This window comes from Mesorhizobium sp. M1D.F.Ca.ET.043.01.1.1 (assembly GCF_003952385.1).
Taxonomy (GTDB): Bacteria; Pseudomonadota; Alphaproteobacteria; order Rhizobiales; family Rhizobiaceae; genus Mesorhizobium.
Genome location: NZ_CP034444.1, coordinates 441,261 through 462,219, shown reverse-complemented (window position 1 = coordinate 462,219; position 20,959 = coordinate 441,261). Strand labels below are relative to the sequence as shown.

The 20,959-nt window shown below is 63.0% G+C and carries 19 protein-coding genes; 12 read left to right on the top strand and 7 right to left on the bottom strand.

The features are described from left to right. Positions 1–10 precede the first annotated feature (10 nt). The 4 genes from EJ067_RS02280 (at position 11) to EJ067_RS02260 (ending at position 6,648) form a co-directional block, all read left to right on the top strand. Positions 11–487, top strand: a complete 477-nt coding sequence (locus EJ067_RS02280) for a MarR family transcriptional regulator (RefSeq protein ID WP_126089466.1) — start codon at positions 11–13, stop codon at positions 485–487. Next, entirely contained in the window at positions 484–1,752 is a 1,269-nt protein-coding gene (locus tag EJ067_RS02275) for an HlyD family secretion protein (protein ID WP_245468141.1), read from the top strand. The genes EJ067_RS02280 and EJ067_RS02275 overlap by 4 nt, the downstream gene beginning before the upstream one ends. A gap of 406 nt (positions 1,753–2,158) precedes the next feature. Then, on the top strand, positions 2,159–3,691 hold the full coding sequence (locus tag EJ067_RS02265; protein ID WP_126084476.1) for a DHA2 family efflux MFS transporter permease subunit: 1,533 nt from the start codon (positions 2,159–2,161) through the stop codon (positions 3,689–3,691). 218 nt (positions 3,692–3,909) lie between these two features. Continuing rightward, positions 3,910–6,648, top strand: coding sequence for an EAL domain-containing protein (locus tag EJ067_RS02260; RefSeq protein WP_245468140.1), 2,739 nt, complete (start codon positions 3,910–3,912; stop codon positions 6,646–6,648). Positions 6,649–6,655: 7 nt separating this feature from the next. On the opposite strand, the gene EJ067_RS02255 is transcribed toward EJ067_RS02260, so the two are convergent. Both EJ067_RS02255 and EJ067_RS02250 read right to left on the bottom strand, forming a co-directional pair. Next, the gene (locus EJ067_RS02255) at positions 6,656–7,171 is read right to left on the bottom strand and encodes a CAP domain-containing protein (protein ID WP_126084475.1); all 516 of its coding nucleotides are present in this window, start codon (positions 7,169–7,171) and stop codon (positions 6,656–6,658) included. Between the two features lie 67 nt (positions 7,172–7,238). Beyond that, positions 7,239–7,592: a helix-turn-helix domain-containing protein gene (locus EJ067_RS02250; RefSeq protein ID WP_126084474.1), complete on the bottom strand. Its 354-nt coding sequence runs from the start codon at positions 7,590–7,592 to the stop codon at positions 7,239–7,241. A gap of 115 nt (positions 7,593–7,707) precedes the next feature. On the opposite strand from EJ067_RS02250, the gene EJ067_RS02245 reads away from it, so the two are divergent. The 4 genes from EJ067_RS02245 (at position 7,708) to EJ067_RS35035 (ending at position 10,309) form a co-directional block, all read left to right on the top strand. Next, complete coding sequence (locus tag EJ067_RS02245) at positions 7,708–8,412, top strand: glutathione S-transferase family protein (RefSeq protein WP_126084473.1); 705 nt, start codon at positions 7,708–7,710, stop codon at positions 8,410–8,412. 160 nt (positions 8,413–8,572) lie between these two features. Then, on the top strand, positions 8,573–9,397 hold the full coding sequence (locus EJ067_RS02240; protein WP_126084472.1) for a DUF2189 domain-containing protein: 825 nt from the start codon (positions 8,573–8,575) through the stop codon (positions 9,395–9,397). A gap of 52 nt (positions 9,398–9,449) precedes the next feature. Continuing rightward, positions 9,450–9,986: a hypothetical protein gene (locus tag EJ067_RS35040; protein WP_245468139.1), complete on the top strand. Its 537-nt coding sequence runs from the start codon at positions 9,450–9,452 to the stop codon at positions 9,984–9,986. Further along, positions 9,983–10,309, top strand: a complete 327-nt coding sequence (locus tag EJ067_RS35035) for a dienelactone hydrolase family protein (RefSeq protein ID WP_245468138.1) — start codon at positions 9,983–9,985, stop codon at positions 10,307–10,309. Before EJ067_RS35040 ends, EJ067_RS35035 begins: the two co-directional genes overlap by 4 nt. Positions 10,310–10,313: 4 nt before the next feature. Here EJ067_RS35035 and EJ067_RS02230 read toward each other — a convergent pair whose 3' ends face one another. Next, entirely contained in the window at positions 10,314–10,946 is a 633-nt protein-coding gene (locus EJ067_RS02230; RefSeq protein ID WP_126084471.1) for a LysE family translocator, read from the bottom strand. Positions 10,947–11,133: 187 nt separating this feature from the next. Between EJ067_RS02230 and EJ067_RS02225 the strand changes: the two genes are divergently transcribed. Next, the gene (locus EJ067_RS02225; protein WP_126084470.1) at positions 11,134–11,922 is read left to right on the top strand and encodes an SDR family NAD(P)-dependent oxidoreductase; all 789 of its coding nucleotides are present in this window, start codon (positions 11,134–11,136) and stop codon (positions 11,920–11,922) included. A 250-nt stretch (positions 11,923–12,172) separates the two neighbouring features. Here EJ067_RS02225 and EJ067_RS02220 read toward each other — a convergent pair whose 3' ends face one another. The 3 genes from EJ067_RS02220 to EJ067_RS02210 form a co-directional block, all read right to left on the bottom strand. Further along, positions 12,173–12,601 (bottom strand): nuclear transport factor 2 family protein, encoded by a 429-nt coding sequence (locus EJ067_RS02220; RefSeq protein ID WP_126084469.1) that lies wholly within the window; start codon positions 12,599–12,601, stop codon positions 12,173–12,175. Between the two features lie 101 nt (positions 12,602–12,702). Next, the gene (locus EJ067_RS02215) at positions 12,703–14,676 is read right to left on the bottom strand and encodes a pilus assembly protein (RefSeq protein ID WP_189510324.1); all 1,974 of its coding nucleotides are present in this window, start codon (positions 14,674–14,676) and stop codon (positions 12,703–12,705) included. Positions 14,677–14,701: 25 nt separating this feature from the next. Then, positions 14,702–15,889: a pilus assembly protein TadG-related protein gene (locus EJ067_RS02210; protein WP_348639510.1), complete on the bottom strand. Its 1,188-nt coding sequence runs from the start codon at positions 15,887–15,889 to the stop codon at positions 14,702–14,704. Between the two features lie 284 nt (positions 15,890–16,173). On the opposite strand from EJ067_RS02210, the gene EJ067_RS02205 reads away from it, so the two are divergent. Both EJ067_RS02205 and EJ067_RS02200 read left to right on the top strand, forming a co-directional pair. Beyond that, the gene (locus EJ067_RS02205) at positions 16,174–17,034 is read left to right on the top strand and encodes a TIGR01459 family HAD-type hydrolase (protein WP_126084468.1); all 861 of its coding nucleotides are present in this window, start codon (positions 16,174–16,176) and stop codon (positions 17,032–17,034) included. Between the two features lie 34 nt (positions 17,035–17,068). After that, entirely contained in the window at positions 17,069–18,052 is a 984-nt protein-coding gene (locus EJ067_RS02200) for a bifunctional riboflavin kinase/FAD synthetase (protein ID WP_126084467.1), read from the top strand. A gap of 7 nt (positions 18,053–18,059) precedes the next feature. Here the strand turns inward: EJ067_RS02200 and EJ067_RS02195 are convergent, their stop codons facing one another. Next, the gene (locus EJ067_RS02195) at positions 18,060–18,614 is read right to left on the bottom strand and encodes an HdeD family acid-resistance protein (RefSeq protein WP_126084466.1); all 555 of its coding nucleotides are present in this window, start codon (positions 18,612–18,614) and stop codon (positions 18,060–18,062) included. Positions 18,615–18,852: 238 nt separating this feature from the next. On the opposite strand from EJ067_RS02195, the gene EJ067_RS02190 reads away from it, so the two are divergent. Then, positions 18,853–20,778 (top strand): adenylate/guanylate cyclase domain-containing protein, encoded by a 1,926-nt coding sequence (locus EJ067_RS02190; RefSeq protein ID WP_126089463.1) that lies wholly within the window; start codon positions 18,853–18,855, stop codon positions 20,776–20,778. Positions 20,779–20,959: the final 181 nt, after the last annotated feature.

Sequence of the window (20,959 nt, the reverse complement as noted above, 5' to 3'; positions counted from 1 at the left end):
TATGCCGCTCATGGTTTCAGACGGCATCGACAGATTGGGATTTTTGATCCACGACGTGCAGCGCCTGATGCGCAAGCGCTTCGAGGCGCGCGCCAGCGGGCTCGGCCTGTCGTCGGCGCAATGGCGCCTGATGGTTCGCGTGGCCAAGGAGGCCGGCATCACCCAGGCGCGGCTCGCCGACATGCTGGAAATCGAGCCGATCAGCGTCTCGCGTCTTGTCGACAGGATGGAGGAGGGCGGCTGGATCGAGCGCCGCACCGACCCGACCGACCGGCGGGTGCGCCTGATATTTCCCACCGCCAAGGCAAGCGCTGCCTATGCCGACGTCAAGAGCCTCGCCGGCGAGGTCTATGAGGAATCGCTCACCGGCGTGTCGCCGGAGGATCGCCACGTCCTGATCCGGACGCTGGACACGATCGTGCGGAATTTGACGGACGGCGAAGCGTCGTCCCTGGAAAAAATGAAGGCAGAAGGCGCAGCAACATGAACGCGGCAGCCAAGATCGAAGACAACGTCACCGAGCTGGAGATGGAGACGCCTGCGGAGCCGGTCGGCAAGGCATCGGCGGAGCCGATCGGCAAGGCGTCGGCGGAGCCGGTCGGCAAGGCGTCGGCGGAGCCGATCGCCGAAGCCCCGGCGCAGCCGGCACCCGCTCCCATTTCCGTGGCGCCGGCGCCGCAGCCCGCGCCGAAGAGGAAGCGCCGCCTGGGCCGCTTCCTTTTGATGATCGCCCTGCCGCTGGCGCTGCTCGCCGGCGGCGCCTATGTCTGGGTGACGGGCGGGCGCTACCAGGAGACCGAGAACGCCAATCTGCAACAGGCCAGGATTTCGATCGCTTCCGATACGGCCGGCCGCATCGTCCAGGTCGGCATCGCCGACAACCAGACGGTCAAGGCCGGCGACCTCCTCTTCGTCATCGACCCGGAGCCTTATCGCATTGCGCTGGCCCAAGCCGACGCGGCTGTGGCCGCCGCGCGCCTCAATGTCGAGCAGCTGCGCGCCGCCTACAGCCAGGCGATGGCGCAGGAAAAGTCGGCGAGCAGCGAGGTCGACTATGCGCAGTCGCAATATGATCGCGCCGCCGATCTCGCCCAGAAGGGCATCAACGCCAAGTCTTCGCTGGACGAGGCCCGTAACGACCTCGACAAGGCCAAGCAGCAGCTGGCGGTCGCCGAGCAGGGCATCGTCAGCGCCAAGGCGGCGCTTGGCGGCAACCCGGACATCGAGACCGACAGGCACCCGACGGTGATGTCGGCGATCGCCGCGCGCGACAAGGCCGCTTACGATCTCGCGCAGACCACGGTGAAGGCGCCGGCCGACGGCGTGGTCTACCAGGCCTCGTCCTTCAAGGTCGGCCAATACGTCGCCGTCGGCACGCCGCTGTTCGCGCTGGTCGAGACCGGCGACACCTGGATCGACGCCAATTTCAAGGAGACCCAGCTCACTCATATGAAGCCTGGACAGAAGGCCGAGATCGTCGTCGACACCTACCCGGGCCGGACCTTCGAGGCGACCGTCAAGGCGATCGGCGCCGGCACCGGCGCCGAGTTCTCGCTGCTGCCGGCCCAGAACGCCACCGGCAACTGGGTCAAGGTCACCCAGCGCATTCCCGTGCGCCTGGAACTGGCCGACCCCGACGCCAAGATGGCCCTGCGCACCGGCATGAGCGCGACGGTCACCGTCGACACCGGCGTGGCGCGCGGCCTGCCGTCGATCTTCGGCCACGCCACGGCCGGCGAGAACGCGCAATAATCACGCACAAGCAAGGAGTTGGAGCAGGGGATTGGTCTGATGGGAGGAGTGTGAAAGCTCAAGCGTTGAGGCGAGCCGCTTCGCGGCTTTGATCGATGCCGAAGCTTTCGACACGGACCCGTCTATCCTCAGGTTTCCGGGCGGCAGGCATCCGCTCGAATAGAGACTTTCGGTCGATGTAACCCCCACATCGATAGTCGCGTCCCACCGCGATGAGGGTCTCTCAACGGAAGGCCTTGCCGTCCGGAAACCCAGAGCCGGATGATTTCAGGTCCAATCGACCTGAAATCTGAATCCGGCTCTAAATCAAAGAGATAGAGCATGATGTCGCCCGAAAACCGCTTCACACTTTTCGGCATCATGCTCTAGCGTACCCGTTTTTGCTATCTGACGGAAGTTCAGCGCCATGAGCACGCCCGAACCCTTCAAGGAAGTCCCGCACCGCGGCCTGATCACGGTCGCGCTGATGCTGGCGACGATCATGCAGGCGCTCGACACCACGATCGCCAATGTCGCGCTGCCGACCATGACCGGCGATCTCGGCGCCTCGCCCGACAACATCAACTGGGTGCTGACCTCCTACATCGTGGCGGCGGCCATCATGACGCCGGTCACCGGCTGGCTTGCCGACCGCCTTGGCCGCAAGGAACTGTTCCTCGCCTCGGTCGTCGGCTTCACCATCTTCTCGATGCTCTGCGGACTCGCCTGGAGCCTCGAGACCATGGTGCTCTTCCGCTTGCTGCAGGGCGTGTTCGGCGCGGCCATCGTGCCGCTGTCGCAGACCTTCCTGCTCGACATCAATCCCAGGGAGCGCCATGGCCAGGCGATGGCCATCTGGGGCGCCGGCATCATGCTGGGGCCGATCCTCGGGCCGACGCTCGGCGGCTGGCTGACCGAGAATTTCAACTGGCGCTGGGTGTTCTTCATCAACCTGCCGGTCGGCATCCTCGCCTTCATCGGCATGGCCGCCTATCTGCCGGTTGTCGCCAAGCGCGTGCGCAGCTTCGATTTCTTCGGCTTCGCCATGATCTCGCTCGGCGTCGGCGCGTTGCAGCTGATGCTCGACCGCGGCGGCGAGGTCGACTGGTTCTCCTCGACCGAGATCTGGATCGAGCTCGCGCTGTCGATCACCGGTTTCTGGGTGTTCATCATCCATACGGTGACGTCCGAACGTCCCTTCATCGATCCAAAAATCTTCCTCGACCGCAATTTCGTGACCGGGCTGGGCTTCATCTTCGTCATGGGCGTGCTGATCCTGGCCTCGATGTCGCTGCTGCCGCCAATGCTTGCCAACATCTTCGGCTATCCGACGGTGACCATCGGCGTTGTGCTGGGACCGCGCGGCATCGGCACGATGATCTCGATGCTGTTCGTTGGCCGCATCATGCACAGGATCGATGCCAGGATCCTCGTCGCCATCGGCTTCCTGCTTACCGCGCAGTCGCTCTACACGATGGCGAGCTTCACGCCGCAGATGGACAACTGGCTGATCATCTCCTCGGGCGTCGTCCAGGGGCTCGGCATGGGCATGGTGTTCGTGCCGCTGTCGGCGGTTGCCTTCGCCACGCTCGACGTGCGCTACCGCACCGACGCCACTTCGCTGTTCAGCCTGGTGCGCAATCTGGGTTCCTCCATCGGCGTATCGGTGGTCGCGGCGCTCATGGTGCAGAACACGCAGATCAACCATGGCGAGTTGTCCGCCTTCATCAACCCGTACAATCCCAATCTGTGGGCGGCCTCGCCGGCCGCGGCCGCCGGCGACCCCGCCGCGCTTTCGCAGGTCGACAGGCTGGTGAACGTCCAGGCGATGATGATCTCCTACATCAACGACTTCAAAATCCTGATGGTGATGACGCTGCTTGCCGTCCCGTTCGTGGTCCTGCTGCGCAAGCCAAAAGCGGCGCCGGCCGGTAGCGCGCCGGCAGCGCATATGGATTGACGTTTTGCGGGCTGGCGCGACGTAGCGGCTGCGCCTGCATCCGGGCTCAAAATCGTGTCCGAGGAACAGCCCGGAACTTTCAGATTTCCACAGCTGCCTGCCCCCTGACCCGGACCTGGTTCACCTACCATTAGTATATCTCGATCACGATGCGGTCGCTTTTGGGTTGAAAGCGAGCCGTGTTGCTTTGCGCCGGCACCAAACCGGAGGAACTCTGTTTGGGCACAAAATCATCCAGGAAAGCCGCTGCAACACCGGAGTCGGCCAGTCTTGCCGCGCTGGCAAAGCTGACGATCGCTTCCTATGAAACGCTCGAGGGCGACCTTCGAGCCAGGATCGCAACGCTCGAAGGGCAGGCGCTGCGATTTGAGACGGCGATCGAAAACGTTTCGCAGGGCATCTGCTTTTTCGACGCCGGTGAACGGCTGATCCTGTGCAACCGCCGCTATGCGGAAATCTACCGCATTGCGCCTGAACAATTGCAGCCGGGGCTGACGCTACGGGAAATCGTCGAACGTCGGGTCGCCGTCGGGACATCCGCGACAGATGCCGACGCTTATCTTGCATTGGCCCGTTCCATAAATTCGGGCATGGCTCCAAGAGTCTGGACCGCCAACCTCGCCGACGGCCGGGCAATTCAGGTCTGCCACCAGCCCATGCCTGACGGCAGCTGGGTGGCCACGCATGAGGACATTACGGCGCTCGCTGCCAATCAACAGATCGTCGACGAGCGCATCTCGCTGCAAACGCTGATCGACTGGGTGCCCGATTATCTCTGGGTCAAGGACACAGAAAGCCGGTTCGTCGTGGCGAACAGGGCGCTTGCGGTCGACAGCGGGCGGGAGAAGACCAGCGACATGATCGGCTTGACCGATTTTGATCTCCATGCCCCGGAACTTGCGCGGAAATTTCGCGCGATCGAGGAGAACGTGCTCCGCAGTGGGCAACCGATGATCGACAAGGAGGAGTTTATTGTCGATGCGTCGGGCGCCGGAAAGTGGGTTTCGTCGACAAAGGTGCCGCTGCGCAATGCGCAGGATGAGATCATCGGTCTGGTTGGCATCGCTCACGATGTCACCGCGCGCAAGCAAGCGGACATCCTTCGGGATGGACAGGCGCATATTCTGGAAATGATCGCGATGAGCGCCCTGCTCGAAGACGTGCTCGATCGCCTGATGCGCCTCGTCGAGTCGCAATTGACGGGAATATTCGGTTCCGTCCTGCTGCTGGACAAGGATGGTAGCCATTTGCGGCACGGCGGCGCGCCGAGCCTGGCGAAAGACTACACCACCGCCGTCGACGGGATCGCCATCGGCCCCAAGGTTGGATCGTGTGGCACCGCCGTCTATCGGCGCGAACCGGTCATCGTCGCGGACATCATGCAGGATCCGCTTTGGGAAGATTACCGTCACGTGGTGGCGCCCTTCGGCTATCGTTCCTGCTGGTCGACACCGATCCTGTCGCATCAAGGCGCCGTTCTGGGTGTCTTTGCGATGTATTCGATGACGGTGCGTGAACCGACCGAAGCAGAAACACGGCTGATCGACTTCACGACGCGCATTGCGGGGATCGCCATCGAGCGCAAATTGGCTGAAGACCAGATCCATTTCATGGCCAACCATGACGTGCTGACAGGGCTTCCAAACCGCGCTCTACTCGAGGACCGGCTCTCACAGGCTCTGCTGTATGCGCAGCGATATGAGCGCTGGGTGACGGTGGTGTTCATCGACCTCGACAACTTCAAGCTCGTCAATGACACGCTCGGCCACAACGCCGGTGACGTGCTGCTGAAGACCGTCGCCAACCGTATGGTCGAATGCGTCCGGTCAACCGACACCGTCGTGCGGCTTGGCGGCGACGAGTTCGTTATCGTTCTGTTCGATCAGCCGACCGACGTCGATCTGATCTCCGAGACCCTGCAAAAGATCCGGTCGGCGATCGCGGAGCCGGTTCATCTGGGAAGGCACCGGCTGCGGGCGACGGCCAGCATCGGCATCGCCAATTATCCCAAGGATGGGACGGGTCCGGATCAGCTGCTGGCCAATGCCGATGCTGCCATGTACCGCGCGAAGGAATTCGGCCGCGACAATTTCCAGTTCTACGCTCCCGAGTTCAACACCAGGGCGCATGAGAAATTCCTGCTTCAGGAAGAGCTGCGAAATGCGCTGGCTCGCTCGGAGTTCGTCCTGCTCTATCAGCCGCAGGTCGATCTTCGCTCAGGGGACGTCTTTGCAGTCGAAGCCTTGCTGCGCTGGAAGCATCCGACACGAGGCATGGTGGCGCCGAACACATTCATTCCGACCGCCGAGGAGACCGGCCTGATCGTGCCGATCGGCGACTGGGTCCTGCATGAAGCCTGTCGGCAGAACAAGGCCTGGCAGGATGCAGGTCTGCCACCCCTGACCGTATGCGTAAACGTCTCGGCGCGGCAATTCAGGGAACCGAACCTGATTGGCCGGGTCGTGAACGCACTGAAGGACAGCGGCCTGGATGCCAGACATCTCGAGCTTGAGGTAACCGAGAGCCTTATCATGCAGGACGTCGAATTGGCGGTTGCGACGATGAACGCCTTGCAGGGCCTGGGTGTTCAGATATCGATCGACGATTTCGGAACCGGCTATTCCAGCCTCAGTGCGCTCAAGACCTTTCCCGTGGCGCGGCTGAAGATCGACAAGTCATTCATCAGGGATCTCGCCGCCGACGAGAGCGATCAGGCTGTCGCCAGCGCCGTGATCTCATTGGGTCAAAATCTGCATCTGAGGGTCATTGCCGAGGGCGTCGAGACAGACGACCAGGTGGCCTTCTTGCGCAAGAACAATTGTGATGAAATGCAGGGCTATCATTTCAGCAAACCGGTCTCTGCCCTGGGCATCGCGAAATTGCTCCACACGGCGAGCGTGGCGGATGACGGCCGAGGCGTTCCGGCGTCGAAACCTCTGACGACAAAACAGGGATAGGCGAGGCCTATCTCCCGAGCACGAGGCTCCAGTAGCGCAGGCTCGGATCGCGGCCGTCGCGCACATAGGCGAGGCCGAAGCGGGAGAAGTCCGGGTCGAGCATGTTGCGGCGGTGGCCGTCCGAATGCATCCAGATGTCGAACAGCTTCTGCAGGTCGAAGCGCCCCTCGGCGATGTTCTCGCCCGCGGCGCCGTGCACCCCATTGCCCTTCATGCGCGAGGCGAAATCCTTGCCCCAGCCGGTCGTGTGGCTCATGCGGGCGCGCGAGGCCATGTAGCCGGCCTGCTGCAGCGCCGCCTGCTCGAGCTGCGCATCCGGAACCAGCGCCGGCAGTCCGGCGGATGTCCGGATCGTGCTCAAGGTGGTGGTGGCGGAGGACGAAACGCCTGCGCCTTCGCCGGTCGGCAGCACGGTGGTGGAGCAGGCGGCAAGGCCCGCCAGCGCGGCAAGAGCCGCACCCTTCAGCAGCAGGCGCCTGTTCGGGTTCGGGATCGGGTGGTTTTCGAGTCGCGCAACGGTCATGCCCGCCTGAAATAATGGCGATCATGGCTTTTGCCGGGCGGGGCAGCGAAAATCTCGGTAGACGGCCCTAGGCTGCGGTTTCGAGATTTGCTTCCGAGCCGCCGGTCCGATCGTCGGCCGTATGCACCCACCAGGCCCCCAGCGCATCGATCAGCGGGACGAGCTTGCGGCCGGACGTCGTGAGGTCGTAGTCGACGCGCAGGGGATAGCCCGAATGCGCCGTTCGCCGCACGATGCCGGCGTCCTCCAGCTTGCGCAGTTCCAGCGCCAGGATGCGGTGAGAAACGGTCGGGTTGTCGCGCCTGAGTTCGCTGAAGCGTTTGGTGCCGTCCTTCAGATAGTAGAGCAGCAAGGTCGGCCAGCGGCCGCTGAGCACGCGCATGGTCTCTTCGATCGGGCAGCGCGAGACGACATCTTTCATGGGGAGGGACCTGGACGCGTGGTTACAAAATAGTGCGTAATTTACATGGGAAGACAGTTGTTTAGGGTCAAGTTTCGCTGCGCGGCGTGATCCTCGAACATGGAAGAGACAACACATGGAACCTATCCTCCTTTACGGCTTCCCGGCGGGAAGCTCGATGGGGCTCGTCGCTGCCTTCGAACGCCTCGGGCTGCCCTACCGGCTGTGCCGGGTGGACATGCTGGGCGACATGAAGAACGAAGCCTATGCCGGCATCAACGGCCGGCAGGAAACGCCGGTGCTGATCACGGACGAGGGCAAGGTGCTGACCGAGACCATGGCGATCGCCGCATGGCTCGAGGCCCGCGATACGCAGCGCCGCATCAGCTTCGATCCGCGCACGCCGGAAGCCGATCGGATGCACCAGCTGATGGCTTTCGTGAACACCGGCTTCACCGCCGCCTTCATGCCGCTTTGGGCGGCGTTGGAAATGGCGTCGCCCGATCCGGCGCTGCAGGCGACCTTGCGCGACTTCGGCCGCAAGGCCGTCGCCGAGCGTCACGACAAGCTTGAGGAGATGATCAACAGAACCGAGTTCCTGGCCGGGGACCGGCCGACGCTGGCCGATACCACGCTGATCGGCGTGGCGCGCTGGGCCGAATTCCACCAGGCCATCGAGGGCGCCGATTACCCCAGGCTTGCCGCGCTGCGCCGCCGCGTCGAGGCCTTGCCGGAGGTGCGCTACGCACTTGCCGTCGAGAATGGCGAAATGCCTGTCGGCTCGGGCGCATGCCTGGGGCACGTGCCGCTGGCGGATGTGATCGAACGTTTCGCCGCCTGAATAGCGCCTGGCCTCCGGGTCAGCCGACGGCGCTAGCGCGGCTGGCGCCGCCGGTGACGACAAACCCTGGCAGATGCGCTATGTTGCCACAGGTACTTAAGTGGCAGCTACGGGCGGCCACCCAGGTGGTGACCGCCCCCGCGAGAAACGGAGGAAGGTTATGGCCGGCTTTCATGTCATGGCGGACGCGCACGGGATGCATGTGCAGCCCACGGTGCGCCACATCACCACGTCGGATCTGTGGGATGCGTTGCGGCGCGGCGCCGACGATTTCTGGGCCAAGCCTTCGCACTATGTGTTCCTCTGCCTGATCTATCCGATTGTCGGCCTGATCCTGACCCGGTGGAGCTCCGGCTCCAATGCGATTCAGCTCGTCTATCCGCTGATGTCCGGCTTCGCGCTGATCGGCCCTTTCGCGGCGATCGGCCTCTATGAGATCAGTCGCCGGCGCGAGCTCGGCATGAGCACCCGCTGGCACCATGCGTTCGACGTGCGCCATTCGCCGGCGCTGCCTTCGATCGCGGTGATCGGCATCCTGCTCTTTGCGCTCTTCCTTCTGTGGCTGTTCGCCGCGCAGACGATCTATACCAGCCTCTTCGGCGCCGAGCCGCCCGCTTCGGTCGGTACCTTCCTGCGCGATGTGCTGACGACCGGCAAGGGCTGGACGCTGATCCTGCTCGGCAACGCCGCCGGCTTCGTCTTTGCCGTGGTCGTGCTTGCCACCACCGTGATTGCCTTCCCGCTGCTGCTCGACCGCGATGTCGGCGCCGTCTCGGCGATCGAGACCTCGGCGCGCGCGGTGATGGCCAACCCGTTGCAGATGGCGCTCTGGGGCCTGTCGGTCGCTGTGCTTCTGGTGGTCGGATCGATCCCGCTGTTTGCCGGTCTCGCCGTCGTCGTGCCGGTCCTCGGCCATGCGACCTGGCATCTCTACCGCAAGGTTGTGGAGCCGGAGCAGATTCGGCCGACCCGCCGCCCGATGTAGGGGGGAGGACCCGCGCAGCGCGGCCGACCCGAAACCCGCTGGAGACTGGCTGATGAGCAAATTGCTGAAATTGCTCGGCAGCCACGTTTGTATCGCTTGCTTCTGCGTTGCCGGTTGCTTCCTGTCCGCGCAAGCAAGTGCCGACCAACTGGTGCAATTTGAAAGCGCTGCTGCGGAGCCGACGCCATTTCAGGTGCGCAACGCGCAGGCAAAAGGCGGGACCTTAAACACTGTTCATGGCGCTCCACTGCAGGGATATTTAACGCAACCTCAGGGTAGGGGGCCTTTCCCTGCCATAGTGCTTCTCCACGGCTGTGCAGGTGTGCTCTCGAATGACAGGCAGGCTTGGCCCGAGCGACTGTCCTCTTGGGGCTACGTCGTACTCGTCGTCGACAGCTTCAGCACGCGCGGCATTCACGATACCTGTAACGGCCTCCTCGTTGATCGCGTCTATGACGCGTATGGTGCTCTCGAGTTCCTGTCGAAGTACGGCTTCGTCGACTCTTCGCGCATCGCCTTGATGGATTCTCTGCTGGTGGGATCGCAGCGCTTGAGGCGGTGCAACTCGGCGGCGCCGAGCGGCTCATGAAGCGCAAGTTCAAGGCAGCGATTGCCTATTATCCGAATTGTTCGGTGGCGAATGGCGACATGGCGGTACCGACCTTGATCTTGGCCGGCGAACTGGACGATTTCAGCCCCGTCAAAAAATGCCGAAAGATGATGGCGCTGCGCAGCGGCAAGGGGAGCTCCGTGCAGTTGGACGTCTATCAGGGAGCTCGTCATGCGTTTGACGCCCTGGAATTCAAGGTCGGCATCGAGGCTTACGGCCACCGGGTTGAGTACAATGCGGCCGCGGCCGAAAGATCGGAAAGCGACGTCCGAGCCTTTCTGAAACAAGCTTTGGGAGGCTAACTCCTCAGCGCTGCGCTTCGGTCGCCATTTTCAAGGCGAGCGCGGTCAGCACGGTGCCCATCATCCAGCGCTGGACGACCAGCCAGAACGGCCGTCCGGCAAGGAAGGTGGCGATCGAGCCCGCCGTCACCGCGATGATGGCGTTGACGGTGAGGCTGATCGAGATCTGCGTCACGCCCAGCACCAGAAGCTGCGACAGCACATGGCCCTTGGCCGGGTTGATGAACTGCGGCAGCAGCGACAGGTAGAGCACCGCCACCTTCGGATTGAGCAGGTTGGTCATCAGTCCCATGACGAACAGCTTGCGCGGCCTGTCCCTCGGCAGCTCGCGGACCTGGAACGGTGAGCGTCCACCGGGCCTCAGCGCCTGCCAGGCGAGCCACAGCAGGTAGAGCGCGCCGGCAAAGCGCAACACGTCATAGGCATACGGCACGGCAAACAGCAGCGCCGTGATGCCGAGTGCCGCCGACAGCACATAGAACAGGAAGCCCAGCGCCACGCCGCCGAGCGAGATCAGCCCGGCCCTCGGCCCTTGCGACAGCGAGCGCGAGATCAGGTAGATCATGTTCGGCCCTGGAGTGAGCACCATGCCGAGGCAGATCAGCGCGAAGGTCAGGTGGTTGGCGGCGTCGGGCACAGGTGTCTCCTGGAAAGCGCGCCTGAGATGTGCACTGCTTCGCGGAAAGCCACAAGTGCTTCAAGGCGCCGGCCGTTGCGCCAGCGTCGATGCCGCCAAATCCGGCCATTCTCGACCGGGAGCCGACAATCCAATACACTTCCATTCACCTGGAAATTCGAGTGTCAGCTTTGCATGGGTCTGCGCAATGCAAATCTCCTTCAGGGGCAAGAAGGTTGTCGTAACAGGTGCAAGTCGCGGCATCGGCTGGTCAATCGCTCTGGCATTTGCGACGGAAGGCGCCGATGTCGCCATCTGCGCCCGCGGCGCGCAGGGCCTCGAGGCCGCTGAGGTCGAGCTGAGGCGGCATGGAGGGGCTGTTTTCGCCATGTCATGCGATCTTGCAGAGGCGTCAGCGCCCGCGAGCTTTGTGGCAGGAGCCGTTAAGGCTCTCGACGGTATCGACATCCTGGTCAACAACGCGTCGGGCATCGGCATGAGGGATGACGAGGGCGGCTGGCGAGCCGGCATTGATGTCGACCTGATGGCGACGGTGCGCGCCACCCAGACAGCCATCCCGTTCATGGAAAAAGCGGGGGGTGGCGTCATCATCAACATCTCGTCGATTTCCGGTTTCAGAGCGGTGCCGCGTACTTTGCCTTACGCCGCGGTCAAGGCGGCGCTCATCAACTACACGATGGGCCAGGGACTGGCGCTTGCGCCAAAACGCATCCGGGTAAACGCCATCGCGCCCGGTTCAATCGAGTTTCCAGGCGGCGTGTGGGATAACCGCAAGGGGTCCGACCCGCAGCTGTATCAGCGCACGCTCGACGGCATACCCTGGGGGCGGTTTGGCACGCCGGAGGAGATCGCAAAAGTTGCTCTGTTCCTGGCGAGCGAAATGGGAAGTTGGGTGACGGGGCAAACGATCGTGGTCGACGGCGGTCAATTGCTGGCCTCAAGGACGGGCCCTTCAGCGACGTTGCCTGCATCGTGAAGCAGGCTTTCAGTGCCGGCAAGCACCAACATGTGCCTTGTGCCGCGAACGCGCACATGGGCTTGCCAGCGCTCGTCGTTGCGCTTGTGCGTTTCACCGTTTCACGGAAACGGCGAAACGCCCTATCTCCTTGTTTTTACGCAATTCCGGACGGAAAACCGCGCACACTTTTCCTGGATTGCGCTAGGGCGGCAGATGCAGCAGATGGTGGCCTCAAACGAAGGCACTCATCTCCAGGCGTTGGCAGCTTTCACTCACCGACGACCGAAGCCGCCGGTCGAGGCGAGGTTATCGGATCGGCATGACGAAGGACGATCTTCCAGGCGCCTTCCTCCCGCCGAAATATAGTGGTCGTTCGAAGTGCAATCGGCACCAGCTCGTCGCTGCCGCCGACCTTGGATCGGACCCGCTCGATCTCAATGATGTAACCCAAATCCGTCGTTGAGTATTCCGAAATGCGCTCAAAGCCGATGGCCTCTCCGTCCCGGTAGTTGGCGGCGGCACGGTCCATCGTTTCGGCAGCATTCTTCCATCCTTTGGCAGGCAGGCCGAACGGATTGGCGATGACGACGTCATCCCGTTGTGAGTAGAGTCTCTTCAAAGGCTCGGGATCGCCTTTGACGAAGGCATCCACGGCTAAATGATCTTGCTGGATGACTTTCGCGAGGTCGGCCGGCATCTCAGCAATCCTCAGATGAAGGGAAAAGAGGATACTATCTGAAAACCAGACCCTAATCCTGCCTTTTCGCTTCTTGGCGCGTCGGCATCCGTTTATGTGCCTTACCCCACCACCCGCAGGTTCGACAGCTCGTTGGCGATTTCCTTGAAATTGTCGGACAGCGTCGCGCCGGTCGCGTTCCAGAACAGCTTGGCGGGCTTGCTCGGGTCGGTCGGATCCTTGCGGAAGCGGGAGTCGGACGAGCAGGTCTTCAGCGCGTCCATCGCCTTCTTGTCGTCGGCGTCGCTCGAGGACATGTCGAGCGCAACCGTCATCACCATGATGTTGGCCGCCTTGGCGTTGTCGCAGAGCTTGGCCATCTGCTCGTTGAGCGCATTGGTGTAGTTGCTCGAGGAATAGTTGAACTGGCCGATATCGCTTGACGTGCCGCCGAACAGGCGGGTGACCCAGGTGCCGTTATAGCCGACGCCGGTATAGCCGTAGGCGGCATAGGTCGACTTGTTGCCGACCGGATCGGAGCTCACCGTCGAATAGGTGTTCTCGCCGTCGGTGAGCACGATGACGACCTTGTCGTTGCCGCGTTCGGTCTCCGGCCGCCCCTCGGTGAAGGGCGGGGCGCTCGACACAGTACGCCAGCCCCAGGCCATGCCTTCTGGCACGTTGGTGTTGCCGTTGGGCTGCATCAGGTCGATCGCGGCTTTGACGGCAGCGAGCCCGTCGGCATTGGTGACGTCGGTGAGCGGCGTGATCGGCGTCGTGGTGCAGCTGTAGTTCGGGCCGGCGCCGGCGCCCAGAACCGGCGCATTCATAGGCCGCGGCATGAAGTACTTGGCCATGTTCGACTGCCTGGTCTTGCCGGTGCTGCTCGACGGATCGTCGTTCCACCAGCTGTTGGCGGCGCCGTATGTTTTCGGCGGCAGTTCGTCGGGGTCCTGCGTGACGTACCAATGATTGCCGGGCTCGTCCGGCGCGAACATCGGCACGAACATGGTTGCGGGGTCGCCGACGCCGACACCGGTATTGTTCGGTCCACCGGATGCCGGCGTGTCGTCGACATTGTAGGGATAAGGCCGCACCTCGACGCAACCTTGCCAACTGGCGAACGGGCCGTAGGTGTCGTTGTAGTCGTATTCGTTGTGGCTGCGTTCGCAGGTATGGTTCTCGCGGTATTGGTCACAGACGACCCGCTTGCTGCCGACGATGCGCTCGTGGCTGGTCACCACCTTCATGTCGCGATAGAGCTCGAAGCGGGTCAGGATCTGACCTTCCTCCGTGCTCCAGCCGATCCCCTTCTTGTACCAGATGCCGTTGATCTTCTGGGCGTATTTGTTGGGCGCGTTGAGCGTCGACCAGTCGAAATTCTCGTTGGCGATCGGCGACAGGCCATAAGTGTCCATCCACGACGCGTTGTCGTTCTGCGCCCCGACATTGACCGAGGCGGCGAAGGGCACGAGGCTGAACTGCACCGGCCTGTCGATCTGCTTGATCTGTGCCGCCTGCTGCGCCAGCGTATCGACGAGCTGCTTGGCGGCCTGTTTGAGCAGGTCGATGCGCTTCTGGCCCGTGCCGGATCCCTTCGTCGACATCGAGCCCGAATTGTCGAGCACCATCGCCACTTCCAGCGTGTTCTTCAGCCGCACCTGGGAAGTCATGCCAAGCTCGATGGGCTTGTTCGCGTCGCCTTCGGACACACCGACGAGCAGCGCCGCGGCCGGATAGAAATAGGGGCGATAGCTGAGCGTGGCGTTCATGGTCATCAGACCCCCGCCCGCCTGGTTGCCGGGCAGCGTGATATCGAGCGTCACATTGGCCGGGTCGATGTTGTTCAGATTGGCGTTGAAGAAGCCGGTTGCGTAGGCCTTGATCTGGTCGTCCGTAGCGCCTTCCGAGAGCCGCCGCGCGCCAGCGAAGTTCGCCGCGTCGAGCGCGTTCAGCACCATCTGCCGCTGGCGGTTGAGCTCGGTGAAATCGACGGCGATTGCCAGGGCGCCCATCAGCGGCACCATGGCGATCGCCGTCACAAGCGCATAGTTGCCGCGCCGGTCGCGACCAAATCGAAGCCAGAATTCGCGCATCTTTGGTAAGCGGCCCTGCATGCTGTTACTGTGTCATCACCGTTTCGGATGGCCGCTGGTTGAAGGCGCACTTGCCCTGCACGGTGTAGAAGAAATCTGCATTCGAAACCGGCGCCGGCACGGCGTTGCCGCCGTCTTCCCAGGCCTGGTAGCTGGTCTGGCCGCAGGGCACGGCGCTGAAGATGTCGACCTGCTGTCCGGTTGCGATCTCCGGCATGTCGGTGTCGCTGGTGCCGATATAGAGCCGGTTCGAGGTTGTGGCATCGTTCGACTGCAGCGTCTGCGGGTTGCCCGAGGGCACCTTCATCTGCAGGTAGAGCTGGTTCATCTGGCTGACGTCGATCACCGCGCCGGCGCCGTTGGCGGGATAGAACGCATTGGCGCAGGTGGTGTTGAAGTAGATTGTCTTGCCGGTTCTGCTGTCGTAGGTGCTGCCGGGGATCGACCCTGACGGCGGATTGCTGAAGGCGCTGGTCGAGCCCGTCGTCGTGCAGACCTGCTGCTGGACCTTCGTCTCCGTGCTTCCGTTCACCGTGTAGACCGTGGTCGTTCCATAGCCCTTCGGTTCGCCCACGCTGTAGTTCGTCTTGCCCACTTTGTAGGTGTATTTGTAGTTGCTGTAGCTGTAGTCGATCTTCATCAGGCTCTGCGCGTTCGCCTGGGCGAACTGGGTGCCGTAGAGATACATGGTCTTGCTCCAGTAGCCCGACACCTTCGACACCTTGAACGTCGTCTGCGTCAGCGCCGGCGTCTTGCGCACCGAGGAGCCGACGCCGATCGGCACGGAGTTGATCTTTGCGATTCCCATGAAAGTGGTCGGCATCGGATAGCTTGCCGTTGCGGCAAAGCTGGCGGAGCCGTCGGCGGCGACGTCGACAGTGTTGAGCGCCACGGTGCCCAGCCCGCTGTTGGCCGCATAGGACTGCTGCAGCGCGATCTGCCGATCGGCCTTCGTCGTGGTGATCGGCATCGTGGTGATCGACAGGATCGCGGCGTCCAGCGCGCTCTGCATGTTGCTCCTGGTGGTCACCGCCGAGGTGTAGTCGACCGAAAAGCCGACCGCGAGCAGCAGCGACATCATCATCATGACGACGATAGGCATAAGCGAGCCGTCGCCGGAGCAAAGGAATTGCCTGATCGTTCCGCCCATCGCGGCAGTGGCGGCCGCCGGGGCGCGATCGCCCCGCCTGTCGCCGAAAAATTCGCGGATCATTGCGACTAGCCCCCGCCAAGGATCCCTATTGATATACGACCAAGGTCGTAGTTGATCTGCTACCATGGTCATAAATCGATAAATTTCAGCTTGCGCGAAACAATCAAGAACGCAGCGCCATTTTGACGGCGCATTAACCTTCCGGTTGCGGGCGGAGGCCCGCTGGCAGTGGCGAAAGCTGGTGACAGGATGGTGCGCTTCGGTTATGCGGGACCGGCCGCGGCGGCCTCCGAACCAAAGGATGGCTGTCGCGGCTTACCAAAGATCAGCTTCAGGGAAACGGCATGGCGGATTCGCCGGACATCATCGCTTCGCTCGCCGATCTGGCAGAAAACTACGCGGCCATTCTGTGCGACGTGTGGGGCGTGGTGCACAATGGCGAATGGCACTTTCCCGTCGCCGCGACGGCGCTCGCCCAAGCGCGCGCGGCAAAAGTGCCGGTGGTGCTGATCACCAATTCGCCGCGCCGGAGCGCCGACGTCGTTGCGCAGATGAATGCGATCGGCGTTCCGGCTGATGCCTATGACCGTGTCGTCACCTCGGGGGATGTCACGCGGGACCTCATCGCCGAGGGTCCGAGGAAGATCTTCCACATCGGACCCGAGCGGGACTTCACCCTCTATGACGGTCTGGACGTCGAGCTGGTGGAGGAGTTCGAAGCCTCCGGCATCGTCTGCACCGGGCTCTATGACGACGAGGTGGAGCAGCCGGCCGACTACGCTGATCTGCTGCAGCGCCTGCGTGCCCGCAACCTGCCTTTCATCTGCGCCAATCCCGATATCCTGGTGGAGCGCGGCGAACGCACCATCTGGTGCGCCGGCGCGCTTGCCCGCGACTACGCGCAGCTCGGCGGCCGCACGCTGATCGCCGGCAAGCCTTTCGCGCCGATCTACAATGTCGCCATGAAGGAAGTCGCCGGCCTGCTCGGCCACACGGTCGAGCGCAGCGAGGTTCTGGCCATCGGCGACGGCATGATGACCGACGTCAAGGGCGCCGCCGACAACGGCTTCGACGTGCTCTATGTCTCGGGCGGCATTCATGCGCGCGACTATGGCGACCCGCTGCGGCCCGATCCCGAAAGGCTGGCGGGATTCCTCGCAAAGCACGGCTATCGGCCGGTCGCCGTCATCCCGCGGCTGCAATAGGCCGGTAAGCGTGGCCATGACGAGCGCCTCTGACATGACGCAAGCTCTCGAACGCATTTCGGCGGTAGCGCCGCTGCCCACGCATCTGCGCGGCGGCGTCGTGGCGATCGGCAATTTCGACGGCGTCCACCGCGGCCATCTTTCGGTGCTGGAGTGCGCGCTGGCCGAGGCCGGCCGGCGCGGCGTGCCGGCCCTGGTGCTCACCTTCGAGCCGCATCCGCGCAAAGTGTTCAGGCCCCAGGTGCCGCTCTTCGTGCTCACGCCGCCGCCGATGAAGGCGCGGCTCCTGGCCAAGCTCGGCTTTGCCGCCCTGGTCGAGCAGCCGTTCACGCGCGACTTCGCCGCGCTCTCGGCCGAGTCTTTCGTCACCGACGTGCTGGAAAACAGGCTCGGCATCAGCCATGCCGTCACCGGCTTCGACTTCCACTTCGGCAAGGACCGCCAGGGCGGTCCGGCCTTCCTGATGGCGGCCGGCGAACGCCACGGCTTCGGCGTCACGCTGGTCGATGCCTTCCGCGACGAGGGCGCCGAGGTGGTCTCGTCGAGCCGCATCCGCGCTCTGCTTTCCTCAGGCGAGGTAGCGGAGGCCGCCGGCCTGCTCGGCTACCGCTTCACGGTCGAGAGCGAGGTGATCGGCGGCCAGCAGCTCGGCCGCACGCTTGGCTTCCCGACTGCCAACATGAGGCTTTCGCCGGAAGCCACTCTGAAGGAAGGCATTTACGCCGTCCGCTTCCGGCGCGCCGACGGCACGCTTCACGATGGCGTCGCCAGTTTCGGCCGCCGCCCGACCGTCGACGACAATGGCGCGCCGCTGCTCGAAACCTATGTCTTCGACTTCTCCGGCGATCTCTACGGCGAGACCTGCGAAGTATCGTTCTTCGGCTATCTACGCCCCGAAGTGAAGTTCGACGGGCTCGAAGCGCTGGTGGTGCAGATGAAACGCGACGAGGCCGAGGCGAGGGCGCTGCTAGCAGGTGTGCGCCCGCTGTCGGATCTGGATGCCGCGATCTGTTTCTGACGGGAAGCTAGCGCTTCAACGCCAGCCCGATGGCAATGAAGCTCCAGCCCTGAAAGATCAGGTCGATGGCCAGGAACATGCCGAGCACCCACAGGCTGTTGACCGGCCAGCCCATGGCGATGATCAGGCCAAGCAGGACTGTGATGATGGCGGCCGTGAGCAGCCATCCCCAGCCTTGCTCCGGCCGGTGATTGAAGGCGACCCACGCCCTCAGCAGCCCGGAGGCGATGAGGGCTATTGCAAGCAGCAACGTCAGCACCGCTGAGGCAAGCAGCGGGTTGTCGAAGGCGAAGAAGCCGGCGACGGCATAGAGCAGGCCGCTAAGCAACCAGTAGAAGAAGCGCCCCCAGGTTTTGACGCCGAAGGCGTGGATGATCTCGATGGCGCCGGCCATCAGCATCAGCCAGCCGACGACATAGACCGAGGCGACCGTGGCGATGAACAGGTTGCCGAAGGCGATGCCGCCGAAGATCAGCAGCAGCACGCCAAGCGCCACGAACCATCCCCATTTGTCCCGTGTCCGGCCGATTGCGTCTTTCAGGGCATCGCCTTGCAGGGTCATGGCTGCATCTCCTCCAGAATTCGCCGCGCGTCATGCCGCAATGAGGGTAATCCCGATGGCATTGCGCGTCCAGCGAGCAGGACAAAGCACGCTTGGCAGCCGCAGGCTGTCCAGCGCAGTGTGGAAGTGACCTTTCCTCCGGGCCAATGGACGACATCCTGGCCTGGCGGGGCGGGCCTCTCGTCAGCGTGCTGGGTTAGGTGTACCATTTTGGCCAGTTTGGGTCCGGGGCAGGATGATGATCGTCCCTCCATTGAACCGGAAACTGCTGGCGATCCTTGCGTTGGATATGGTCGGCTATTCAAAGGCGACCGAGATTGACGAAGCTGGCACCATCGGGCGCCTGAGAGCTATCCGGGCCGACGTAACCGATACAGCGATCGCTCTGCATCAGGGTCGAATTGTCAAGCTGTTGGGAGATGGCGCGCTTGTCGTCTTCGACAGCGTGGTCGATGCGGTGATCTGCGCAGCCGAAATTCAGAAAGCTGTGGCCGTTCGCAATGGTGAATTGCCGGAGCATGAGCGGATTGTGTTCCGCATCGGGATCAATCTTGGCGATGTGGCGCTGGTGGATGGCGATGTGTATGGCGACGGCGTCAATGTGGCCGCTCGCATAGAACAACTGGCCGATCCGGGCGGGGTGATGGTGTCAGGTACGGCCTACGACCATTTGCAGGGCAAGCTTGATTGGCCACTCGATTTCGTCGGCGAGCAGCACGTCAAGAATATCAACCGCCCCGTGCGGATGTACCGGGTGAGGCTCGATGGCAAGCGCCTGCGCCGGACCTTACGCCAGGCGATGCCGCACTGGACCAGGACAGCTGCGGCGGCGATCCTGATGCTGGCTTTGGTGGCTGGGGGGACGTGGTGGTTCTTTCAGCCCACGTCACTGGGGGCCAAGCCGTCGGTCGCGGTGCTGCCTTTCAATAATTATGGCGACGAGGCCAGCGGGCGTTTGGCCGATGGCTTGACGGAGGATATCATCACCGACCTTGCGCGGTTTCCCGAACTTGACGTCGTGGCCCGGAATTCGACGGAAGTTTACAAGGGCAAGCCGGTGGACGCCCGCCAGGTCGCACATGCGCTCCATGTCGGTTTCGTACTGGAAGGCTCCATCCAGCGGCAAGATGAGCGGGTGCGGGTCACCGCGCAGTTGATCGATGCACAAACCGGCAACCATCTTTGGTCGGATCGTTGGGACCGGCCCGCTGAGGACGTGTTCGCCGTCCAGACCGAGATCGCAGAGCAAGTCTCCAACCGTCTGGGCGGCGGCGTAGGGTTGATTCAGACGGCCGGGCGGGCCGCGGCCAAACGCAAACGACCTGAAAACCTGAATGCTTATGACTACTATCTGCTCGGGACCGAGAAGATTGAAAAGATCACCGTAGCCGATGAGCAGGAGGCAATCGCGCTTCTCAACCGCGCCATTGAGCTGGACCCTGGGCTGGCCCGCGCCTGGGTAGAACTCTACCATGCTCATGGCATATTGGCTGGCTTCGGTATCAATCCCGAGAGCGAGATCAAGGCGGCTGCCGATGTGGCCGAACACGCGGTGCGGCTCGATCCAGGCGACGCTGAGGCACACGCCGTGTTTGGGATGAGTCTCAGCCACAAGGGCGACAACGCCCGCGCCAAGGCCGAACTGGATACGGCCCTTCGTCTTGCTCCCGGTTCGTCCGAGATCCTGACATTCTATACCGGCTATGCGGCACGCTTCGGTGAACCCGAACGCGGCGCTCAGATGGTCGACCAGGTAATGCGGCTCGACCCGAACTATCCGATGTGGACGTCCAACTTCTTCGGCCCTGCCTATTTTATGGCCGGCCGGTATGAGGACGCGTTGAAGATGCTGGAGCGCATGACACCTGACAACTACGACCATTGGAGGTGGGTGGTGTTTAGCGGCTCCCTTGCGGCTCTGGGTCGCATGGATGAGGCGAATGCCGCGGTTAGGGAAACTCTCAAGCAGTACCCCGACCTGACCGTCGAGAGCATGATCAATGAAGTCGGCTTGAGCACTCGTGAGCGCAGCCGGTTTATTGAAACGATGCCGCTCGCCGGCTTTCCGGCTTGCGCCAAGCCCGAGGCGCTGGCGAAATTCGCCAAACCTGTGCGACTGCCGGAATGCGAGGCGGGCGAGGCGCAGCCTCTCGGGCAGCCATAGAACAGCCCACAATTGGCGGGCCGCCGTGGAAGCCGGCTCGGCAAGTGATGCAACCGTCTATCACTTTATGCGGGGATAGACACGATTGCGTGCCAGCTCCCGCGATCGTGGCGTCCCTGATTGGCGAAAGCCACCGCCGATGGCGTTGCCCGTCCAACGCGGCAGCTATTGCCAATATGCC

What these genes read in the sequence shown, in the direction of transcription:
- EJ067_RS02280 (WP_126089466.1), top strand. Translation starts at nt 11, where the DNA reads ATGGTTTCAGACGGCATCGACAGATTGGGATTTTTGATCCACGACGTG.
- EJ067_RS02275 (WP_245468141.1), top strand. Translation starts at nt 484, where the DNA reads ATGAACGCGGCAGCCAAGATCGAAGACAACGTCACCGAGCTGGAGATG.
- EJ067_RS02265 (WP_126084476.1), top strand. Translation starts at nt 2,159, where the DNA reads ATGAGCACGCCCGAACCCTTCAAGGAAGTCCCGCACCGCGGCCTGATC.
- EJ067_RS02255 (WP_126084475.1), bottom strand. Translation starts at nt 7,171, where the DNA reads ATGACCGTTGCGCGACTCGAAAACCACCCGATCCCGAACCCGAACAGG.
- EJ067_RS02250 (WP_126084474.1), bottom strand. Translation starts at nt 7,592, where the DNA reads ATGAAAGATGTCGTCTCGCGCTGCCCGATCGAAGAGACCATGCGCGTG.
- EJ067_RS02245 (WP_126084473.1), top strand. Translation starts at nt 7,708, where the DNA reads ATGGAACCTATCCTCCTTTACGGCTTCCCGGCGGGAAGCTCGATGGGG.
- EJ067_RS02240 (WP_126084472.1), top strand. Translation starts at nt 8,573, where the DNA reads ATGGCCGGCTTTCATGTCATGGCGGACGCGCACGGGATGCATGTGCAG.
- EJ067_RS35040 (WP_245468139.1), top strand. Translation starts at nt 9,450, where the DNA reads ATGAGCAAATTGCTGAAATTGCTCGGCAGCCACGTTTGTATCGCTTGC.
- EJ067_RS35035 (WP_245468138.1), top strand. Translation starts at nt 9,983, where the DNA reads ATGAAGCGCAAGTTCAAGGCAGCGATTGCCTATTATCCGAATTGTTCG.
- EJ067_RS02225 (WP_126084470.1), top strand. Translation starts at nt 11,134, where the DNA reads ATGCAAATCTCCTTCAGGGGCAAGAAGGTTGTCGTAACAGGTGCAAGT.
- EJ067_RS02220 (WP_126084469.1), bottom strand. Translation starts at nt 12,601, where the DNA reads ATGCCGGCCGACCTCGCGAAAGTCATCCAGCAAGATCATTTAGCCGTG.
- EJ067_RS02215 (WP_189510324.1), bottom strand. Translation starts at nt 14,676, where the DNA reads ATGCGCGAATTCTGGCTTCGATTTGGTCGCGACCGGCGCGGCAACTAT.
- EJ067_RS02210 (WP_348639510.1), bottom strand. Translation starts at nt 15,889, where the DNA reads ATGATCCGCGAATTTTTCGGCGACAGGCGGGGCGATCGCGCCCCGGCG.
- EJ067_RS02205 (WP_126084468.1), top strand. Translation starts at nt 16,174, where the DNA reads ATGGCGGATTCGCCGGACATCATCGCTTCGCTCGCCGATCTGGCAGAA.
- EJ067_RS02200 (WP_126084467.1), top strand. Translation starts at nt 17,069, where the DNA reads ATGACGCAAGCTCTCGAACGCATTTCGGCGGTAGCGCCGCTGCCCACG.
- EJ067_RS02195 (WP_126084466.1), bottom strand. Translation starts at nt 18,614, where the DNA reads ATGACCCTGCAAGGCGATGCCCTGAAAGACGCAATCGGCCGGACACGG.
- EJ067_RS02190 (WP_126089463.1), top strand. Translation starts at nt 18,853, where the DNA reads ATGATCGTCCCTCCATTGAACCGGAAACTGCTGGCGATCCTTGCGTTG.